Source organism: Leisingera sp. ANG49 (genome assembly GCF_059694505.1).
In genome coordinates, this window is sequence record NZ_JCATZN010000001.1 from 1116324 (window position 1) to 1134059 (window position 17736).

Annotated in this window: 14 protein-coding genes and 1 pseudogene; 8 read left to right on the forward strand and 7 right to left on the reverse strand. The window is 57.6% G+C overall.

Annotation, left to right across the window (positions count from 1 at the left end):
* Positions 1 to 102 precede the first annotated feature (102 nt).
* Entirely contained in the window at positions 103 to 3525 is a 3423-nt protein-coding gene (locus AC58NV_RS05565) for a trifunctional glycoside hydrolase family 18/polysaccharide deacetylase/glycosyltransferase family 2 protein (protein WP_497226224.1), read from the reverse strand.
* Positions 3526 to 4122: 597 nt separating this feature from the next.
* On the opposite strand from AC58NV_RS05565, the gene AC58NV_RS05570 reads away from it, so the two are divergent.
* Both AC58NV_RS05570 and AC58NV_RS05575 read left to right on the forward strand, forming a co-directional pair.
* Positions 4123 to 4626, forward strand: coding sequence for a DUF995 domain-containing protein (locus AC58NV_RS05570; RefSeq protein WP_497226225.1), 504 nt, complete (start codon positions 4123 to 4125; stop codon positions 4624 to 4626).
* Between the two features lie 67 nt (positions 4627 to 4693).
* Positions 4694 to 4992 (forward strand): annotated as a pseudogene (locus AC58NV_RS05575) (transposase domain-containing protein); the annotation flags it as partial.
* 203 nt (positions 4993 to 5195) lie between these two features.
* On the opposite strand, the gene AC58NV_RS05580 reads toward AC58NV_RS05575, so the two are convergent.
* From AC58NV_RS05580 to AC58NV_RS05605, 6 genes are all read right to left on the reverse strand, one after another.
* Positions 5196 to 5582, reverse strand: a complete 387-nt coding sequence (locus AC58NV_RS05580) for a metallopeptidase family protein (RefSeq protein WP_497226226.1) — start codon at positions 5580 to 5582, stop codon at positions 5196 to 5198.
* Between the two features lie 492 nt (positions 5583 to 6074).
* On the reverse strand, positions 6075 to 7799 hold the full coding sequence (locus AC58NV_RS05585; protein ID WP_497226227.1) for a GmrSD restriction endonuclease domain-containing protein: 1725 nt from the start codon (positions 7797 to 7799) through the stop codon (positions 6075 to 6077).
* Positions 7800 to 8041: 242 nt separating this feature from the next.
* Positions 8042 to 8350 (reverse strand): hypothetical protein, encoded by a 309-nt coding sequence (locus tag AC58NV_RS05590; RefSeq protein WP_497226228.1) that lies wholly within the window; start codon positions 8348 to 8350, stop codon positions 8042 to 8044.
* 402 nt (positions 8351 to 8752) lie between these two features.
* Entirely contained in the window at positions 8753 to 9208 is a 456-nt protein-coding gene (locus AC58NV_RS05595; RefSeq protein ID WP_497226229.1) for a thioesterase family protein, read from the reverse strand.
* 2 nt (positions 9209 to 9210) lie between these two features.
* Positions 9211 to 10098 (reverse strand): amidohydrolase family protein, encoded by an 888-nt coding sequence (locus AC58NV_RS05600; protein ID WP_497226398.1) that lies wholly within the window; start codon positions 10096 to 10098, stop codon positions 9211 to 9213.
* Entirely contained in the window at positions 10098 to 11099 is a 1002-nt protein-coding gene (locus AC58NV_RS05605; protein ID WP_497226230.1) for an ester cyclase, read from the reverse strand. Before AC58NV_RS05605 ends, AC58NV_RS05600 begins: the two co-directional genes overlap by 1 nt.
* A gap of 174 nt (positions 11100 to 11273) precedes the next feature.
* On the opposite strand from AC58NV_RS05605, the gene AC58NV_RS05610 reads away from it, so the two are divergent.
* The 6 genes from AC58NV_RS05610 to hisD all read left to right on the forward strand — a co-directional run bounded on the left by AC58NV_RS05610 (position 11274) and on the right by hisD (position 17666).
* Positions 11274 to 12326 carry an ABC transporter ATP-binding protein gene (locus AC58NV_RS05610; protein WP_497226231.1) on the forward strand — a complete coding sequence of 351 codons (1053 nt, stop codon included), beginning with the start codon at positions 11274 to 11276 and terminating at the stop codon, positions 12324 to 12326.
* Between the two features lie 78 nt (positions 12327 to 12404).
* A complete protein-coding gene (locus AC58NV_RS05615; protein ID WP_497226232.1) occupies positions 12405 to 13640 on the forward strand; it encodes an ABC transporter substrate-binding protein in 1236 nt (411 codons plus the stop codon).
* Positions 13641 to 13709: 69 nt separating this feature from the next.
* The gene (locus AC58NV_RS05620) at positions 13710 to 14738 is read left to right on the forward strand and encodes a carbohydrate ABC transporter permease (RefSeq protein ID WP_497226233.1); all 1029 of its coding nucleotides are present in this window, start codon (positions 13710 to 13712) and stop codon (positions 14736 to 14738) included.
* Complete coding sequence (locus AC58NV_RS05625) at positions 14738 to 15619, forward strand: carbohydrate ABC transporter permease (protein WP_497226234.1); 882 nt, start codon at positions 14738 to 14740, stop codon at positions 15617 to 15619. The genes AC58NV_RS05620 and AC58NV_RS05625 overlap by 1 nt, the downstream gene beginning before the upstream one ends.
* A gap of 132 nt (positions 15620 to 15751) precedes the next feature.
* Positions 15752 to 16279 (forward strand): ester cyclase, encoded by a 528-nt coding sequence (locus AC58NV_RS05630; RefSeq protein WP_497226235.1) that lies wholly within the window; start codon positions 15752 to 15754, stop codon positions 16277 to 16279.
* Positions 16280 to 16334: 55 nt separating this feature from the next.
* Positions 16335 to 17666 carry a histidinol dehydrogenase gene (gene hisD, locus AC58NV_RS05635; protein WP_497226236.1) on the forward strand — a complete coding sequence of 444 codons (1332 nt, stop codon included), beginning with the start codon at positions 16335 to 16337 and terminating at the stop codon, positions 17664 to 17666.
* The last annotated feature ends 70 nt before the right edge of the window (positions 17667 to 17736 follow it).

Here is a 17736-nt window from a genome sequence, read left to right on the forward strand (position 1 = left end):
CGGGAAAAGTTTGCACAGGCAGCTTCCGCAACCCGGAAGCTGATCCAATCCGTGGGAACAGAGCCAACCCAGCCGCGGCCGATTTCAGAAATACTCTGCGTCTCATGTGTTGCCGACCACCAAACCGTAGTCTCGACCCTGACGCTTTACGCTTCCCCAGCTGGCTAAACGTCCAGTTACGGCACGCAAGACCGAGCGCATCACCGAAAAATACATGAGCGGGCGGTAGACGAGGCGCTGAAGCGGGAACAGCAGCAAGGACCATTTGCTTTCATCTTCATCGGACGTAATTGCAACAGCAGCTATCAATAGCTCCAATGCTGGGAGTGCCAGGTAGGCCCACAGGTACTGGGCCGACTGCGAGTGCTGGGAACTTCCAACTTCGCCGGCCCAGCCGCCGGCTATCAGCTTGTACAGCATCAATATCACAAACAGATCTGCGATAGGGGCCAACAGCGGGAAAACATAGCCAAACACAAACATGTCGGAAATTGATACCAGGCCAACCGAACGCCTCTCAATGATCGCCCGTTTATGCTTCCAGGCGCTTTGGAACATTCCAAAGGACCAGCGGAGCCTCTGTTTCAAAAGCTGTCCCACCTTTTCCGGCACTTCGGTGTACGCCTTAGCCTTTGGCTCAAAGACTATATTATACCCTGCCCGGTTCACCTGGATCGTCAGGTCAGTATCCTCGGTCAGAGTTTCCTCGCTGAACAACCCCGCTTTCTTCAATGCCTCAACCCGCCACGCCCCGATGGCTCCCGGAACCACCAAAATGCCGTTGATCAAATCAAAAGCTTTCCTTTCGGCGTTCTGGGACGTTGCATACTCAAAGGCCTGAAGCCGGGTCAGCAGGTTTACGCGGTTGCCTGCGATGATTTTACCTGCCACCGCTCCGGTCTTCGGGTCCGCAAAGTGCCTGACAAGGTGTGTAATTGCGTTTCTACAAATTTGCGTATCCGCATCAATGCAAACGACAAACTCGGCATCGGTGCTCAAGATGGCCCTGTTAAGCGCACTCCACTTCCCTTGGTTTGGCTGTGAGATGAGTCGGACTTCGCTCTTGTGGCCAAACTTGAGAACCTCAATCAATGTGTCATCAGTGGAGCCGTCGTCCACCACGACGACTTCTATGTTCTTGTAGCCGCTGGCGCGCACGCTTTCGATGCTCTGGGAGATCACTTTCGCCTCGTTGTGGGCAGGGATAATCACCGCAACCTTCGGCTGCCTTTGCAGGGGGGTAAATCTTTCACGGCGGTTCAGAAGCGCCAGGATCAGAATGCCGACTGACCGGACTAAACCAATTGCGAGCACGGTCCAAAAAACAACGACGACAGCTTGTTGCGCTATCCAGACAATGGAAAAGGAAACCCTGTCAAAGACCGGAGATCCACCCTCGGCAACCGGCATCAACGCAGCCCGGCTTGTGCCAAGAAGGTCCGCGAGTGTCGTGAACTCATAACCTTTTGCCCGCAGCGAACGGATAATCGGTCGGACTGCGTCTACCGTGGCTGCTCGGTTCTGGCCGCCGTCATGCAAGAGAATGACATTGCCGTTCCCCTCTTCCACCTGATCAATTACATAACTTGCGATTTTCCCACTGTCCCAACCTTCCCAGTCCTTGGGAACAATTTCCATACCGGCAATGGCGAACCCCCGGGCTTCTGCCGCCTCCAGCGAGGCCACCCGCTCTGCACTGATCGGGCCGCCGCTGCGCTGGAAGGGTTCGCGGTAAAGCATAGTCTTCCGGCCGGCGGACCCAGCCAGGATTTTGTCTAAAAGTGAAAATTCCAGATCAACACGTGTATTGGATATCTGGTCCATTCTGGGGTGAGAGAAGCTGTGCGCACCAACCTCGTGCCCTTCGTCAACCATCCGGCCAACCAGGTCTGGAGAGTTCATGACACTGGTGCCGACAACAAAGAAAGACCCCGGAACATTCTCTTCCTGCAGAATATCCAGGATTTCCTTGGTGTATTTCTCATGCGGACCGTCATCAAAGGTCAGAACAACCTTGCGCCTTTCCGATTTGCCGTACAGCTCTATCGAGTATGGTTTGGGCAAAAGGCTATAGGTCTGGTTGCTGACCAAGCCCGTCCCCGCCTCGAAAAAAAGTTGACGGGCTCCTGCAGATGCGCGCTGGTCTATGCGGATAAACGCGCCCTGCCCCTTGTAATCTACAAAGTTGTTGAGCTCTACGACACGAAGTTCTGCCCCTAGAACTTCTTTGGAAGCATCTTGATGCTGCAGGACATTCCAGATCCCGGGATCCTCTTGCCCAAGAGACCACACGGCAACGTTGACAATGCCAAGTTCCTTTAGGCGGACAAGTTGGTTGTGAGCTGACGCGGCATCCAGCATCCAAATCTTGCGCTGACGCCCTTGGGCGTCACGGTAGCGGCTAAAGCTATTGTGAGCTTTGGCGCTGAAACTCAATTTTCCTCCGGAGGAGCCTATTCTCTGCATGGCTTCCGAGTAAGAAAGGACCTCAGGCTTTGATACACCGGAGGTCCACTCAACGGAGAAATTGCCAAGCGCGACAACCAGCTTGTCTGCTCCGACAGCCTGGACTGCCTCAGCGGACAAGTCTGCTGTCCAGTTGAAAGGTGCAAGCGGGCCTGGCACGGACTCCACCCAAGGCTGCTGAAAGAGCTTCAGGATAATCTGGTCAAACAGATCACTCAGATCCTCTTCCTTCCAGTGGGGCTGCTGGCCCGCAAGGATAGTACAGGCTTTCAGCCCTCGGGAACGGAACGCTTTTGAAAAGCTCGACATCAGCGGCTTGAGGCTACGGAATGTGTCTGGCTTCAATCCGGTGAAGTCCAGGCATGCACCTTGGGCATTCAATGCCGTCACTGCGGCGGCCATATCTTCGGTCAGCGCCGCCACTCGCTCTGTATCTGCGAGGCTATCGAGAAAGACCTCTTTCTGCCTTGCCTCACCGAGCAAAATGACCGGCAGAAGCTGCGGACGCAAAGCCGTCCTGGCAATGTACTCTTCAACAGCAATCCGGGTATCCTTGCTGATAACGGAGACTGCAGGGCGGCCTCCTTTCTCGACGATGCTGATCCATTCAGGCACGATCACGCCAATCTGGCCGCAACTATCATCCAGCGACAAGAATGCTTCTTCAGATGACACAGGCACATGGCCAAAAACCTTGGGGACTGCAGTGTTCGCCATAGCCGAAAACAGGGGCTGCCTGCGCCCATCTTCACAGAGGATTTCTGATTTCGGCACCGATAAAGCCGAAGCCAAATGAACTTGGTTATGATAACTGGAACCGTCCACATTAAAAGAAGCATGACCATGCTTTTCATCGTAGAATGGATTCAGCTCCCGCAGTGCAGACTGCAAAGAGAAAGAGCCGTCAAGAAACAGCACAGCCCAGCAAATGACAGCCGTGACCAAGGCAACAAGAACAGCCCTTACCCGGCGAGCGCGGATCCTTTTGGGATCGGCAAATACCCTGCCGGATGATGAAACGGTTTCAAGCCTGTCCTGGTGAAAGGAAAACCGCGTCAAACGACCACCCTCCGAACGCAGCCGTACTGCTCTTCGAAAGCTGCCAGGCACAAACCCGCAAAGCAAAAATCAACACTACTGTCAGCCACGGTCCCCCGACCCCTTTGCAGGCCAACACTGCTGTCTAGATTGCGCGGTGCCCGTCCCCACAGAGTTCCACGCATGACAAGCAGATCAGGCTACATGGCCTACAATGTCCCTATTGAGGCAGGGCTTGTCAAAATTTCCTCAAATTTTAGCCGAAATTCCGCTTTGAACACTAAATTCAAGCGACAATTCCATAGATTTGTGAGGCACTGTTGACACCAGAAGCATAACAGACGTTTGCGCGGAAATCGGTCGTAAAAACTTGGAGACCGGTAACATCAGTTCTTACAGGAGGCCGGCGTCGCACCGTCAAGATTTGCTGACAATACGGAAACAATGGCGGCCAATTGCAAGAATAACATGAGAAATCCAGCTGGTCGCGCGAGGTTTTCTTCAGATTCTACAAAAAGGTTGTTGTTTCTCTCTGGAAGCGCTCTATCACCTTAATCCCAAGGAAGTTTCGCCCGAATGAATAGCCAAGATTGGGCTCGTGCGCTTAGTGGGGTTCACATGAAGACTGCTGTAAAACTGATGGCCGCCGTACTTTTGGGCACCGTTCCATCTCTTGTTCTTGCGGACCCAAAGCCCCGCAGCGCAAAGCCTGCGCCCCCACAACTTGTAGCGAGTATCTATGCCGGGAAAACTGATATCTGGGCCGAAGGGTGCAATGGCGGTATCTACTACTCGCCCAACCAGCAAGCCCGCGCTTGGTGCGGCGACAACAGTGACAGCCTCGGCGCCGGGCAATGGGAAGTCGACGCCCAAGGCCGTATGTGCCATCAGCTGTCCTGGTACTGGCCCAACGGCAGTCGGGCAGGAAAAAGCCTTGGCGACCAAACGTGTATTTCTCATGTTGTCGACCGCTGGGGAACAGTTTGGCGTAGCTGGCCGAATGACACGGAATGGTGGCCGCTGGCTGGCAAACACTCTGGAATTAAAGAATATTCCGGGATGAAAAAAGGTTACAAGTTCCATTCCAATGTTATGGAAACCCGATCAAAACTGGGGCTGTAGCAACCGCTTCTATGGTTAGCTTGGAGTTTGCATCGAGTTAATAGGTAGCGCCACCGTTATGTAAGCGCTGTCCCGGCAGTGGGACGGACCGCAGACTTTCCTCCGCGACGGCCGCGTCGAGATCGACTCCAATGCTGTCGAGAACCTGATCCGCCCTATCGTCCTGACAAGAAAGAACGCGCTATTAGCCGGCCATGATGAAGGCGGCCGCGCCCGGGTTGCATCGCTTCGCCCATTGCTACGGCGAAGATCAATGGCGTCGAGCCCTTCGTCTACCTCAAGGCCACCCTCGAAGCCATCGCTGCAGGTCACCCTGCCAGCCAACTCGACGAGTTCCTCCCCTGGAACTTCTCACCGTCAAGATGATTCCGCGTGAGGCGGGGGCAGCGCTTACACCGTTATCAGGTAGGCCCGGTCTGCATATATTACATAGCGATTTACATAGCGATCATAAAGCACTTCTTCCTTTGCATGGCTGCGAGCAGTTAAATGCGCCTGCAGCGTCCAAGCCAGGCGGCGACGGCAGCTATGGGCTCACCCCCAACTTCCCCTGGGCAGTGAACAACTTATCAGACCCACCATTGGTCGATGGCTGCGATTTCTTCATCAGTCCATCCGAAGTGATGGGCGAATTCGTGAATGACAACATGCGCGATCAACTCGTTCAGCTCGACATTGCCGCGATCACGCCATTCCGCCAGGATCGGCTGACGGAAGAGCCAGACAACATCCGGAGGCGGCCCCATGTCGAGAATGGACTTCTCGGTCATGGGAATTCCCTCGTAGAGCCCCGTCAGCTCGTGCGGATCCGCAAAACCAAGATCGTCCAGCATGGTCGACGCAGGCCACTCGGCAATGCGCAGAATGACGTTTTCTGCAGCAGGCCGGAATGTCCCCGGTAGGGAAGCAATAGTGGCGCGCGCGATCTTCTCGAAATGCTCAAGGTCCTTGTCCATGCACTGTATATGGTTTCTTGAAACGGTGTAGTGAACCGCTAAAATCGAGGGGGGGGGGAGTCCATATGCTTGGTGCGAACAGCAGCCTCGGCCCAGAGCCGACCTTGAGCACGGTTTTCGAATGCTGCGGTGGCAGCCCGCTTTCCAGTCATTCGCCGCGCGAGCAAAATCTGGAGATGATCGAACTCACAGTCTGGCGGACCAACCGGACTTTCGCTGCACCCGCAGCCTCCACTCCCGGGCATGGGGGCTTTGTTAATAAAGCGGAATTTGCAAAGATTGACGAACGGCCCTAGTCGCCAAGCCGCAACCTCGCACCCAAGCCGCATCGCAAACCCATCACCGAAGGGCACATTCACAATCCTCTCCAGATGCTGCACTCGTAGCCTGTTTTGCCGACATTGGTTGTCGAACAAAGTTGGTTCAATCCCGTAATTTTTTTGGTGGGTGGTGCTAGTGCTGTACGAGTACTAGCCACCACTCCGGTACACATCAGGGCTTCGGCCATCTTTTAGAAGCCCAAAGAAAAAGCTTTTTGCTTCTTTCTTCCAAAGCTTCTGCGGTCCAATCTTCATATCTTGCCGCAAAGTCTCTGGAGCTAGCGAACATTGAGTCTTGCTGAAATATGGGCCGCTTCTTTTCGTAAACCTCTTGCAGAACGCTGCCATTCATTTGCACCGTCAGCGGGATCAGGTTGGCCCAAAGATCTTTGACCTTTCCATGTACGCTTTTCGGGAACTTAGTTTCCCAATCCGGTGTCAGGCCTTGTGGAAGGACGTGCTCTATTGTGAAGTCATCAAAGCTTCCTTGGTCGGCCCCAAACGAGCGATCGTATTCGAAAATCGCAAACCTGGCGATTGACGACGAGTACATTGGGCGTTGGCGGATTTGCTCTTCCAGCCTTGTGTCACTCGGCCATTCGATTGTCTGACGGTTCAAAATGACTTCTGCAACCTTCGCCGCAGTTGGGTGGCCACCCATGTTCGACCACATCGTTCGGAACATCCCAAGTAGTCCCGTAGGCTCAACACCGCAAAGAGCTCTTCTAACGAAGAAGGCTTCCAACAATTCAAAGATTCTAACTGTTTCATCTAATGAAATTGAACTCTCAGAGAAATGATTCAACAGTCGCATTTGAAAAGGCAATGCCGAAGAAGGGTTCTTGGCTCGGTATAGGTTCTCTATCGCTTGCCTAAGCTTTTTTGGATAATTTGAAAGTTCAGTCTCGTTTCCGTTTAGAGCCAAGAAAGGTCCGGAGTATACATCTAATTGCTCAATTACTTGCGCGGAATCGAGGCCCTTCCAAGCTTCGCGCAGATTTTTGAACATGTCCGTTTTACTAGAGTTGGATTTCAAAACAACAGCGTACGGAAAGAAATAGTCGTTGAATTTTTCCCCAAACTTTCCGAAGAATGGCTTCCATTTGGTATCGTGTAAATGCTGCGCATCTTCTGCGTCGTAGCCCTTTCTTGCAAAGACTTCGTTCTTCACGAGGTCGCCGACAGAGATGGGTTTACCCGGGTCATTTAGACCCTCAAATACCGTGGTTGCAGAGCCAGGGTCTTTCAACAGAATGAAAACGAAAGTCAATCCGTTTCTAGCTGCATCAACCAGCTTTTCGACATACTCAAAGCCGCTGTCTCTAAGTGTTTTTGAGAGTAGAGACTTAATATTCTTGAATTGCCGTGTCAGCGGGCCGGCAGCTTCCTGACCACCAAGGGGCAGCTTGATCCGGTGAGACAACGCTGTCTCAAGATCACCGGTTTTTATTACTTCTTCAAAAATGGCTCTGAATTGAGGGCGATCCTCAATTGAGGGAGCTAGCTTTGTGTTGTAGTGCCCCTCCTGTGCCCAATCCACGTACAGGTTTGTTCCGATCAGTCCTTTTGCGTATTCGATTCGGCCTTCTTTGGCTGCTAACTGAGCAGCTGCAAGCAGTATGAGATACAGCGTCGTAAGCCGCTGCTGGCCGTCGACAATTTCATAAGGGTCAGGTTGAGAGGGGTTGGTGAGTCTTCGAACTGCAATCACGGCGCCAAGAAACCGACTGGCTGTTTCTTGTTCGACTACAGAACGAATTTCATCGAACATCCGATTAAGTTCTCTTTTTGACCAGACATACCGGCGTTGAAACAGCGGCATGACCAAAGTGGCGCTCTGACTGGTAAGCTGGTGAAAAGTGTTTTCATCGCTATTGTCAGTGATTTTCTCGATCATTTTGCAATCTCATTAGCTATGGAACTTCGGAAAGCGATAAGGCAGTGACCCCGTAAGTGCCAGTTGTTCCTGACGTTTATGTCGGTTTGGAGGAGGAAGGGAACTCAGGTTCATTTTAGTCTGGACGTCTGCTTTCGAAAATTCGGTAGCGCCTCTTTCTAACTGCCGCGAAATCCAACACGCCGTCCGAAGTGTCAAACTTTCAAGTCCGATTTGGGCTGAACCCAGGCGTGTAGCACGGCTCAAGACTTAAGTGGGCGCACTTGGTAGCCGTATTGGTGCAATCGGAGGCCCGCGCGCTTCAGCTCATCGTCTGTGAAGAGTTCGTACCACTCGGGCGTTTCGAGCACCATTGCCTCAACAGTCAAATCGAGACGCCCGAGTTCGTAAAGTGCAGTGTAGCCATCGCTAGGCTTAGGCGAGTTGATAAGCGCTTTGGCGGTCGGCAATCCGCCGCGATCAGAGATCATCGCAAGGAAGATTGTAGCGGTGTACCCCGCTTCGTCCTTCGCACGCCGGTAAATATCGAACATCGCTTGATCAAAAGTCATGTAGCACCTCCCACCGTTGGAGTGTAGTCAGAGTCCGCTGCCACAAGCAATCGGTGAACTAAGCTGAAGATACGAAAAACGATGGTGGGTCGCGCCCAGGAATAACGGCAGCTTTGAGGTTTTGAACGGCACGCTGCACCAGCGAAGTCAACCGACCAGAGCAATGGCTGCTTTGGGCTCTCTCCCGACACCGGAGCCAACGCAGCATTCGGCCAACTGATATCCTTGATCAAGGCGAGGACGGCCCATAGCTGCCGTCGATCAATGGGGCCGACGCCGCGGCGCAGCTTCTCCAGAGCGGCCATTCCCACCTGATTGAGCGGCAACTCCCACCTGATTGAAATGGCAAAGCCCAACCTGGGGACCAACTGAGGTTTCAGCCCTGGATCATTAAACCACTGCCTAAAGAGACAGGAGGCGCGATCGTCTGGGCAGTTCTGCGGTCTCTCCTTCGGACAACCGGGCGGCCTCAAGCTTCTGCAAGATCTCTTCAGGCATGGGCATCGCATGCGGTTGGGGGTGCTGGCAAACGTGCAGCTCCATGAACTCGCCTACACTGACCAAATCAGTGCCGCTGAGCATCTGCATATGCAGATGAAACCGCTTGCTGTCGCATCCAATGACCCGCGTTTCCACCCGGACCCGGGCGCCTTCCTTGACCTCGCGGAGGAAGAACTTGTGATCTTCCAGCAGGTAGATGGTGCAGTCGGTGCGTTTACGGTAGGCCTCATCAAAGCCGACTTCGTCCTGAAAGGCATCCACCGCCAGGCTAAAGACCAGCCCATAGTAGCTGTCCCGCATGTGGCCGTTGTAGTCGATCCACCCGGGCAGGATGTCTGTTTCAAAGCTGTAGACCATTTTCACCCCTCCTGCGCAGGCCACGGCAGGCCGTAAAACCGCGCTGCTGTTTCGCCGAATACCAGGGTGTGCTGCTCAGCCGGCACGAGTTCCTGGTAGGCCCCGGCAAGGGTGGCGTAATTCGAGGACAACCTGTCGACCGGAAAGTTGGAGCCGAACATGCAGCAATCGGGACCAAACTGTTCCAGGCAGGTGTCGACCAGCGGACGGATGCTGTCCCGGGTCCAGTTATGTTCGAACATGCCCAAACCGGACAGTTTACAGGCCACATTGGGCAGCGCTGACAGGTGCCGCAGGGCGCGCGCCCAGGCGGCGATGCCCGCCGGGCTGCGGTCATGCGGCGAGCCTGCATGGCACAGCGCCACCTGCGTGTCCGGCACCTGCGCCAGAACCGCGGCGGTTTTCTCCATCAGCTCCGGCAGCAGCTGCAAGTCAAAGGACAGCCCGCGGCGGCCCAATTCCTGCAGCCCGTCCAGAAACCTGGGATCGTCCAGCAATGTGTTGGTGCCGGTCACGGCGTCCTCGCCGGGCGCCCGGCCGACGATCTGACGCACGCCGCGCACCGTGGGCAGGCTTTGGAACCGGTCCAGTTGCGCGTTCCGGTCCGGTGCGGTCAGATCGCAGAACACCACCTGCGCCATCGGCCAGTCTGGATTGGCACGGGAGACGCTGTCGACCCATTGTGCCTCCTGCCAGCCGTCGGCAGCGCCAACCTGGATATGCACAGACGCGCAGACGCCCTGCGCTGCCGCATCCCGGCGGAACTCGCCGATCAGATAGTCGCGCTGGATTGGCGCGGGATCGCCAAAGAACCGGCGGGCGCCGGTTTCCATCAGCCAGGGGTAATGCACCGCCTGCAAATCCCAGAGGTGATGATGCGCGTCGACGATCATGGCTGCTCAATTCCGGTTGTCCGCGCCAGAATATCCACGCCCTGCTGGTTCCAGAAGTGCAGCAGGTCGATGAAAATCCAGTTCTCCGCCAGCTTGTCCCCGTCGCGCCGGTAGATGTCGATCACCCGGAACTCGCCGGTTTTGCCGGTGGCGGGCATCCCCATGAAGCCGCCGGTATGCCGGGCGGTGAAATTCGGCCAGCCGAAGAAACCGCCGTAGTGCCCCTCGGCCATCCGGCAGATGTGGCCGGTCTTGGAGCGCTCAGTAAAGGCGGCACGGAACGGGCCGGAATGCTGTCTGGCATAGCGCTCGATCGTGTAGGTGGCACCGATGCCCGAAGGCCCCCACCAGATCATGTCGTCGTGCCAGGTGCGGGCCAGTTCCTCTTCCAGCGTCATGTTGCTGTCCCACTGGCCCAGATCGGTGATCATCGCCTCAATCGCGGCAAGGGTCTTTGTCCCTTCCTCCGGCGGCTGCGGGTCGAACAGCAGCCCGCCATGCGTTACCGGCCCCGGCTGCACCAGCTGCGCGCCGGTCTGTACCGGAAACGGCTGCAGCCCGGCCTGCAGCATCAGATGCGGGATGTCGAAGTACATCGCGGTTTCAACGATCCTGCCGCCCGCGACCCGGTGAAATGCGCAGTAGCGCAGGAACGCCATCTTGCGGGTCGGGCGGATGCCCAGCCAGGCACCGTCATGCAGCCCCATTAGATGCCCCATCGAGCAAACCCAGACGCCGCCGGGATCGTCAAAGCGGTTTGTACCGGCGAAGAAGACATCGACGCGGCGCTGCAACCGGGTCAGTGCCTGTCGCAGCGGCATCCAGAACCGCCGTCCGGCTTCCTCCGGCCCGCGGATCTCACCAAAGGGATGAAACCCTCTCCATAACAGGTCCGGGCTGCAATGCTGCGCCATGATTCCGGGGATATCCGGCACCTCCGCCTGATCCAGCGCGGCATAAAAAGCCCGGACCACTTGCTTTTCACCCTGAAAACTCATTCTTGGTTTCCCTTGTTGTTCAACGGCTTCGCGGCGCATCCCGGCCATGTGAATCACCGCCCTTCCGGCAATATTGCATACGTATGCAAAAAAGTCTTGCCAGATTTGATGCGGCAGGAATACAGTTTTGCAAACGTATGCAAGTGTTGATTCTCCTGGGGAGGGAGCCGCGGAATGGCAGAGATACAGCTTCGCAATGTCGGCAAGCGCTGGGGCAGCTTCGTTGGTGTTGAAAACTTCGACCTGACCATTGCCGACAAGGAGTTTCTGGTGCTCCTGGGGCCGTCGGGCTGCGGCAAGACCACTACCATGCGGATGATTGCGGGGCTGGAGGATGTGACCGACGGTGAAATCCTGATTGGCGGCGAAGTGGTCAACGACCGTGAACCCAAGGACCGGGACGTGGCGATGGTGTTCCAGTCCTACGCGCTCTATCCCAATATGAACGTCTACGAAAACATCCGCTTCCCGCTGAAGGTGCGCGGCATTGATCCGGCCAGTCACGACGAGCGGGTCATACAGGCGGCCAACCGGGTGGAACTGCGGGATTTCCTGCACCGCAAGCCGGCCGAACTGTCCGGCGGCCAGCGCCAGCGCGTCGCCCTGGCGCGCGCCATCGTGCGCAAACCCAAGGTCTTCCTGATGGATGAGCCGCTCAGCAACCTCGACGCCAAGCTGCGGGTCTCCACCCGCGCCCAGATCAAGAACCTGAGCCACGACCTGCAGGCTACCACCATCTATGTGACCCACGACCAGATCGAGGCGATGACCCTCGCTGACCGGGTGGTGGTGATGAAGAAAGGTGTGGTGCAGCAGGTCGGCGCCCCGACTGAGATCTACGACCGCCCTGCCAATACTTTTGTGGCAAGCTTCATCGGCTCCCCGGCAATGAACCTGATGGAGGGCGAAGTCACTGGCGGGGTGTTCCGCGCCGAGAATGTGGAAATCGCCGGCGTGGCCGCGCCAAACGGCCCGCTGACGCTGGGGTTCCGCGCAGAAGATGCTGGGCTGGCAGTGGATGGCAACGGCCAGATCAATGCGCCGATCTACACGCTCGAACTGCTGGGCGATGCCACCATGATCTCCGTGCGCGTCGGAGGCGCTCTGGTCTCGGTGAAAACAGACAAGAGTTTCCGGGCGGAAATCGGCGACAGGGTGTCGCTCTCGGTGCCCTCTGAAATCTGCCACCTCTTCGAAGCAGGAAGCGGTGCGCGGCTGGAAAGGTAAGCCAGCATTCTGCCCTTGTACGAGCACAGGGTTCAAGGGGCCGCTTTCATGCCTGCGGCCCGCAAATGGGAGGAAATAATGTCAGTTAAGAAGCTAACCGTGTTCAGCGCCGCAACTGTGTTCTTGGGATCCGCAGCCTATGCTGGCTGCGGCCTCAGCAGCGGCAACGTCAGCATTCTCGGCAATGAGTTTGCGGCAATCCAGGCGGTTGCCGCTGGTGCCAAGCAATGCGCTGGCAACGGCGTGACGGTCGAGAGCAACCTGAACAAGGACTACCGCGAACTGCAGGTCGCGGCGCTGACCGCGAACCCGGCGCAATATACTGCTGTCACCACGACCAACGCGGCCATCGTGCCCTTGCTCAGCGACAATCTGATCCGGCCGCTGGACGACCTGATCGCCAAACACGGCCAGCACCTTGGCAAGAACCAGTTGATCACCATCGACGGCAAGGTCATGGCGGTTGCTTTCATGGCCAACGCCCAGCACCTGTTCATCCGCGAGGACATTCTCAAGGAAGCCGGCGTTGAAGCCCCCAAGACCTATGAGGAGGTCATTGCGGCCGGCAAGGCGATCAAGGATGCAGGGCTGCTGGATTACCCCTTTGCCACCACCAGCAAGACGGGCTGGGATCTGGGCGAGGAATTCGTGAACATGTACCTCGGCCACGGCGGCGAATTCTTCAAGCCGGGCACCGCCGAGCCAAGCATCAACAACGAGGCCGGCGTTGCCGCCCTGAACACGCTGAAGGCGCTGACCGAGCTGTCCAACCCGGATTACCTGACCTTTGATTCAAACGCGGTGCAGGCATCCTGGGAAGCAGGCGACGTCGCAATTGCCCATCTCTGGGGCTCCCGCGGCACCGGTATGCTGGACAATGAAGGCTCCACCGAAGAAATCGTCAGCAACACCGCACTGATCTCTTCACCGACCGTTGCGGGCGGCGATGTTCCTGCGTCAACCCTGTGGTGGGACGGCTTCGCGATTGCCAGCAACATCAGCGACGAGGACGCCGAGACGAGCTTCATAGCCATGCTCAACGGCATCAGCACCGAAGTCGTGCAGGCCAACAATGACGCCGCAGTTTGGCTGGTTGAAGGGTATGAGCCGACACCGGCCTCTGCTGGCGTGTTCGCAACCGCAGAAGGCAAGGCCAAACCCTACCCGATGCTGCCGTTCATGGGGCTGATGCACTCAGCACTTGGTGCGGAGCTGACCGAATTTTTGCAAGGTTCCGAAACCGCAGAGCAAGCGCTGGCAGATGCCGAGGCATCCTACGTCACGGCTGCGCGGGAAAAAGGCTTCCTGAACTAAACCCGCCCCCTTTGGCAGAGCCGGCCGCTCCGGCTCTGCCCCTCACGCAAGCGAACGGGACGAACTGCGATGCGCCATAAAACCTTCCTTTGGTTCATTCTGCCCAGTCTGGCAGCGATGTTCCTTTTCATTGCATTGCCGCTGGTATCGGTTGTGATCCAATCCCTGCACATCGAGCATGAACAGGTGATCGTGACCACCGAGAATTGCGGCCCGTTCGGCTGCACTGAAGCCAGCTCCGTCGACACCGAAGCAACCGCACAGCTCCGGGCCGAACAGCCGCTTGGCCGGTTTGCAGGTCTCAGCACCTATTTCGACCGCGGCCACCTCGCGACTGCGGAGATTGCCCAGGCCTGGCGAAGCCAGGTCACATGGGGCGGCTTCTTCTCCGAGCTTTACAACCTGCCGTTCTACAAGGCGCTGGCCTTCACGCTGACATATACCTTCCTGGTGACGCCGCTGGTTATCGTGCTGGGGCTGATGATCGCTCTGGGGGTAAACCGGCTGACCCCGGTGCTGAAGGGGCCGACAATCTTTGTCTCCCTGCTGCCGATGATCATCACGCCGCTGATCGGCTCCTTGATCCTGTTCTGGATGATTGATGCCCAGGGGGTGATCGGCAAGACCCTGCAGTGGATCTTCGCCGACCCGGACCTGTCGCTCAAGGCGTCGCCGGTGCTGACCTGGATCACCCTGCTGGTCTACGGTGTCTGGAGCTCCGCCCCCTTTGCCTTTGTCGTCTTCTATGCCGGCCTGCAGACCGTGAACACGGACTCGCTTGAGGCTGCAATGATCGACGGCGCCACCCGCTGGCAGCGGATCCGCTATGTGGTGATCCCGCATCTGACACCGCTGGTTGTGTTCATCTCGCTGATCCAGCTGATGGATAACTTCCGGGTGTTCGAGCCAATCGTCGGCTTCTCTGCCCAAGCCAACGCAACCTCGCTGTCCTACATCATCTTTGCGGACATGCGCAGCGACCTCACCCGCTTCAACTCCGCTGCAGCGACCTCTGTGCTGACCGTGATCGGCGTTGCGATCCTTCTCGCCCCCGTTCTTGTCCGCACCTGGCGCGACTTCAAAGGAAAGGCCGCCTGATGTCCAGCGTTGCAAACCGCTCCTCCCGGTCCGTCATCATCTTCTCAGCGGCCTTCGTCCTCTTGTGGGTCATTGTTGCCTCTTTTCCGTTCCTTTGGACGCTCTGGGGATCGTTCAAGGTCCAGGCAGATTTCTTCTCCAAGGCGGACTGGCGCAATGCCCTATGGGGCACCCGCACCCTGATCGAAACTGGCGGCACTTTCACCGGTGCAGGCTATGACGGGGCCTGGATTCAGGAAGAGTTCTGGCGCGCCGCACTCAACACAATGATTGTTGTGTTCTTCACCGTCATCATCTCGCTGACGTTCGGGACCCTCGGCGGCTATGCGCTGGCGCGCTCCGGCCACAACTATGCCTTTTGGCTGCTGATGATTGCCCTGGTGTTCCGCGCCATGCCGCATATCACGCTGGTCTCCGGCTACCTGCTGCCGTTCTTCGAATGGAACCTCTGGGGCCACCTGCCGACGGCCATCATCGTCCTGGTGGCGATCAACCAGCCCTTCACCCTTTGGATGCTGCATTCTTTCTTCCTCAACATCCCTAAGGACCTGGACGAAAGCGCCAAGGTCGACGGCTGCACCCAGTTCCAGGCCTTCCGCCACGTGATCATCCCGGTGATGTGGCCCGGCGTGATTACCACCGGCCTGTTCTCCTTCCTGCTGGCGTATAACGACTTTGCCGTCACCGCGATGCTGCTGAGCGAGGAAAACCGCACCATGGTCCCCGCTATTGCCGGCTTCCTCGGCTCCACCTTGGAAGAAGGCAACGTGATGTTCGCGGTTGCAGCCGTGGTCTCCGCCACCGCCCCGCTGTTCGTGCTGGTGATGTTCTTCCAGCGCCAGATCGTCAGCGGCCTGACAGCTGGCGCGGTGAAAGGCTGATGAGCGCCTCCGCCCGCCACAACGCGGTTGCGCGCCATCCGGCGCTCAACCGGATGCCCAGGGATTTTCTGCCTGCCCGACAGTTTTCGCACTCCGCAACAAACTGACTGGCACCTAAAAAGGACAAGACACATGAAAGGCTCCCGCCCCGAGCAGGCCGTGCTGACCAAAGACACGGACATGAGCAAGACCGAAGACACCCGCCGCGTGATTGAAAACATGGTGGACGGGCTGAACGACCACCGGATCAGCGACATCGGCGAATTCTTCTCCAAAGGCTTCCGCTGGATGGGCAATCAGGGCTGCGGCACCAAGACCGGGCTGAAGGAATTCCAGGACAACTGGCAACGCCCGTTCCAGGCGGCGTTCTCAGACAAAGTCTGCATCGACGAGGCCCGCCTCTATATGGGGGAATGGGCCGCCGCCTTTGGCCGCCAGGAGGCGACCCACTCCGGCACCTTCCTGGGCATCGCGCCCACCGGCAAGCGGGTCGAGATCCGCTACATGGACTTCTGGAAGGTGGTGGACGGCAAAATCGTCGACAACTGGGTGAACGTGGACTTCGCGCATGTTGCGGCCCAGCTGGGCGTCGATCTGTTCAACGGTGAAGGCTGGGAAGCCTTTGACCGCGGAGAAAAAACCGCTCCCCGCCCGGAATAATGACCTGCTTGCGGGCAGCCCCTGGCTGCCCGCCCCTCCAGCCTGAGGATACTCCATGACCATCGAATACCTGAAACGCGGCAAACCGGAATCCGACCGGGCCGAAGACGACGCCAAGACCCGCGCCGTGGTGGAAGCCACCCTGAAAGACATCGAGACCCGCGGCGACGCCGCGGTTCGGGACCTGTCGGAGAAATTTGACAACTACTCGCCTGCCTCCTTCCGCCTCAGCCAGCAAGAGATCGATGCTCTGATCGCCCAGCTGAGCGACCGCGAGCTGGCTGACATCAAATTCGCCCAGGAGCAGGTCCGCAATTTCGCCCAGGCCCAGCGCGACTCGATGCTGGACATCGAGGTCGAGACCCTGCCCGGTGTGATCCTGGGCCACAAGAATATCCCGGTGCAATCGGTCGGCTGCTACGTGCCCGGCGGCAAGTTCCCGATGGTGGCTTCGGCCCATATGTCGGTGGCCACGGCCTCGGTGGCCGGCGTGCCCCGCATCATCGCCTGCACCCCGCCGTTCAACGGCAAGCCCAACCCGGCAGTGATTGCCGCCATGCACCTGGGCGGCGCCCATGAAATCTATGTGATGGGCGGGATCCAGGCGATCGGTGCGATGGCGATCGGCACCGAGACCATCGACCCGGTCCATATGCTGGTCGGCCCCGGCAACGCCTTTGTGGCCGAGGCCAAGCGCCAGCTGTTCGGCCGCGTCGGCATTGACCTCTTTGCAGGCCCCACCGAAACGATGGTGATCGCCGACGAAACCGCGGCAGACGCGGAGTTGTGTGCAACCGACCTCCTGGGCCAGGCCGAGCATGGCTACAACAGCCCCTGTGTGCTGCTGACCAATTCCCGCAAGCTGGCAGAGGAAACCCTCTCCGAAATCGACCGCCTGCTGGGCGTGCTTCCGACAGCCGGCACCGCCAAGGTCTCCTGGGAGGAATACGGCGAAGTTATCGTTTGCGGCACTTATGACGAGATGCTGCAGGTGGCTGACGATATCGCCTCTGAGCACGTGCAGGTGATGACGGACCGCGACGACTGGTTCCTGGAGAACATGACCTGCTACGGCGCGCTGTTCCTGGGTGCCCGCACCAATGTCTCCAACGGCGACAAGGTGATCGGCACCAACCACACGCTGCCGACCAAGAAGGCGGGCCGCTATACCGGCGGGCTCTGGGTCGGCAAATATCTGAAAACCCACAGCTATCAGAAGGTTTTGACCGATGAGGCAGCAACTCTGATCGGTGAATACGGCTCGCGGCTGTGCATGCTGGAGGGGTTTGTCGGCCATGCCGAGCAATGCAACGTCCGGGTGCGCCGCTATGGCGGCATCAACGTGCCCTACGGCGAGGCCGCACCTTACCGCGAGGCGGACGGGTAACGCGGTGCAGGGGGGCTCTGCCCCCAGGCCTGCGGCCTCCCCCCTGGGGTATTTAGGACCAGAAAGAAGC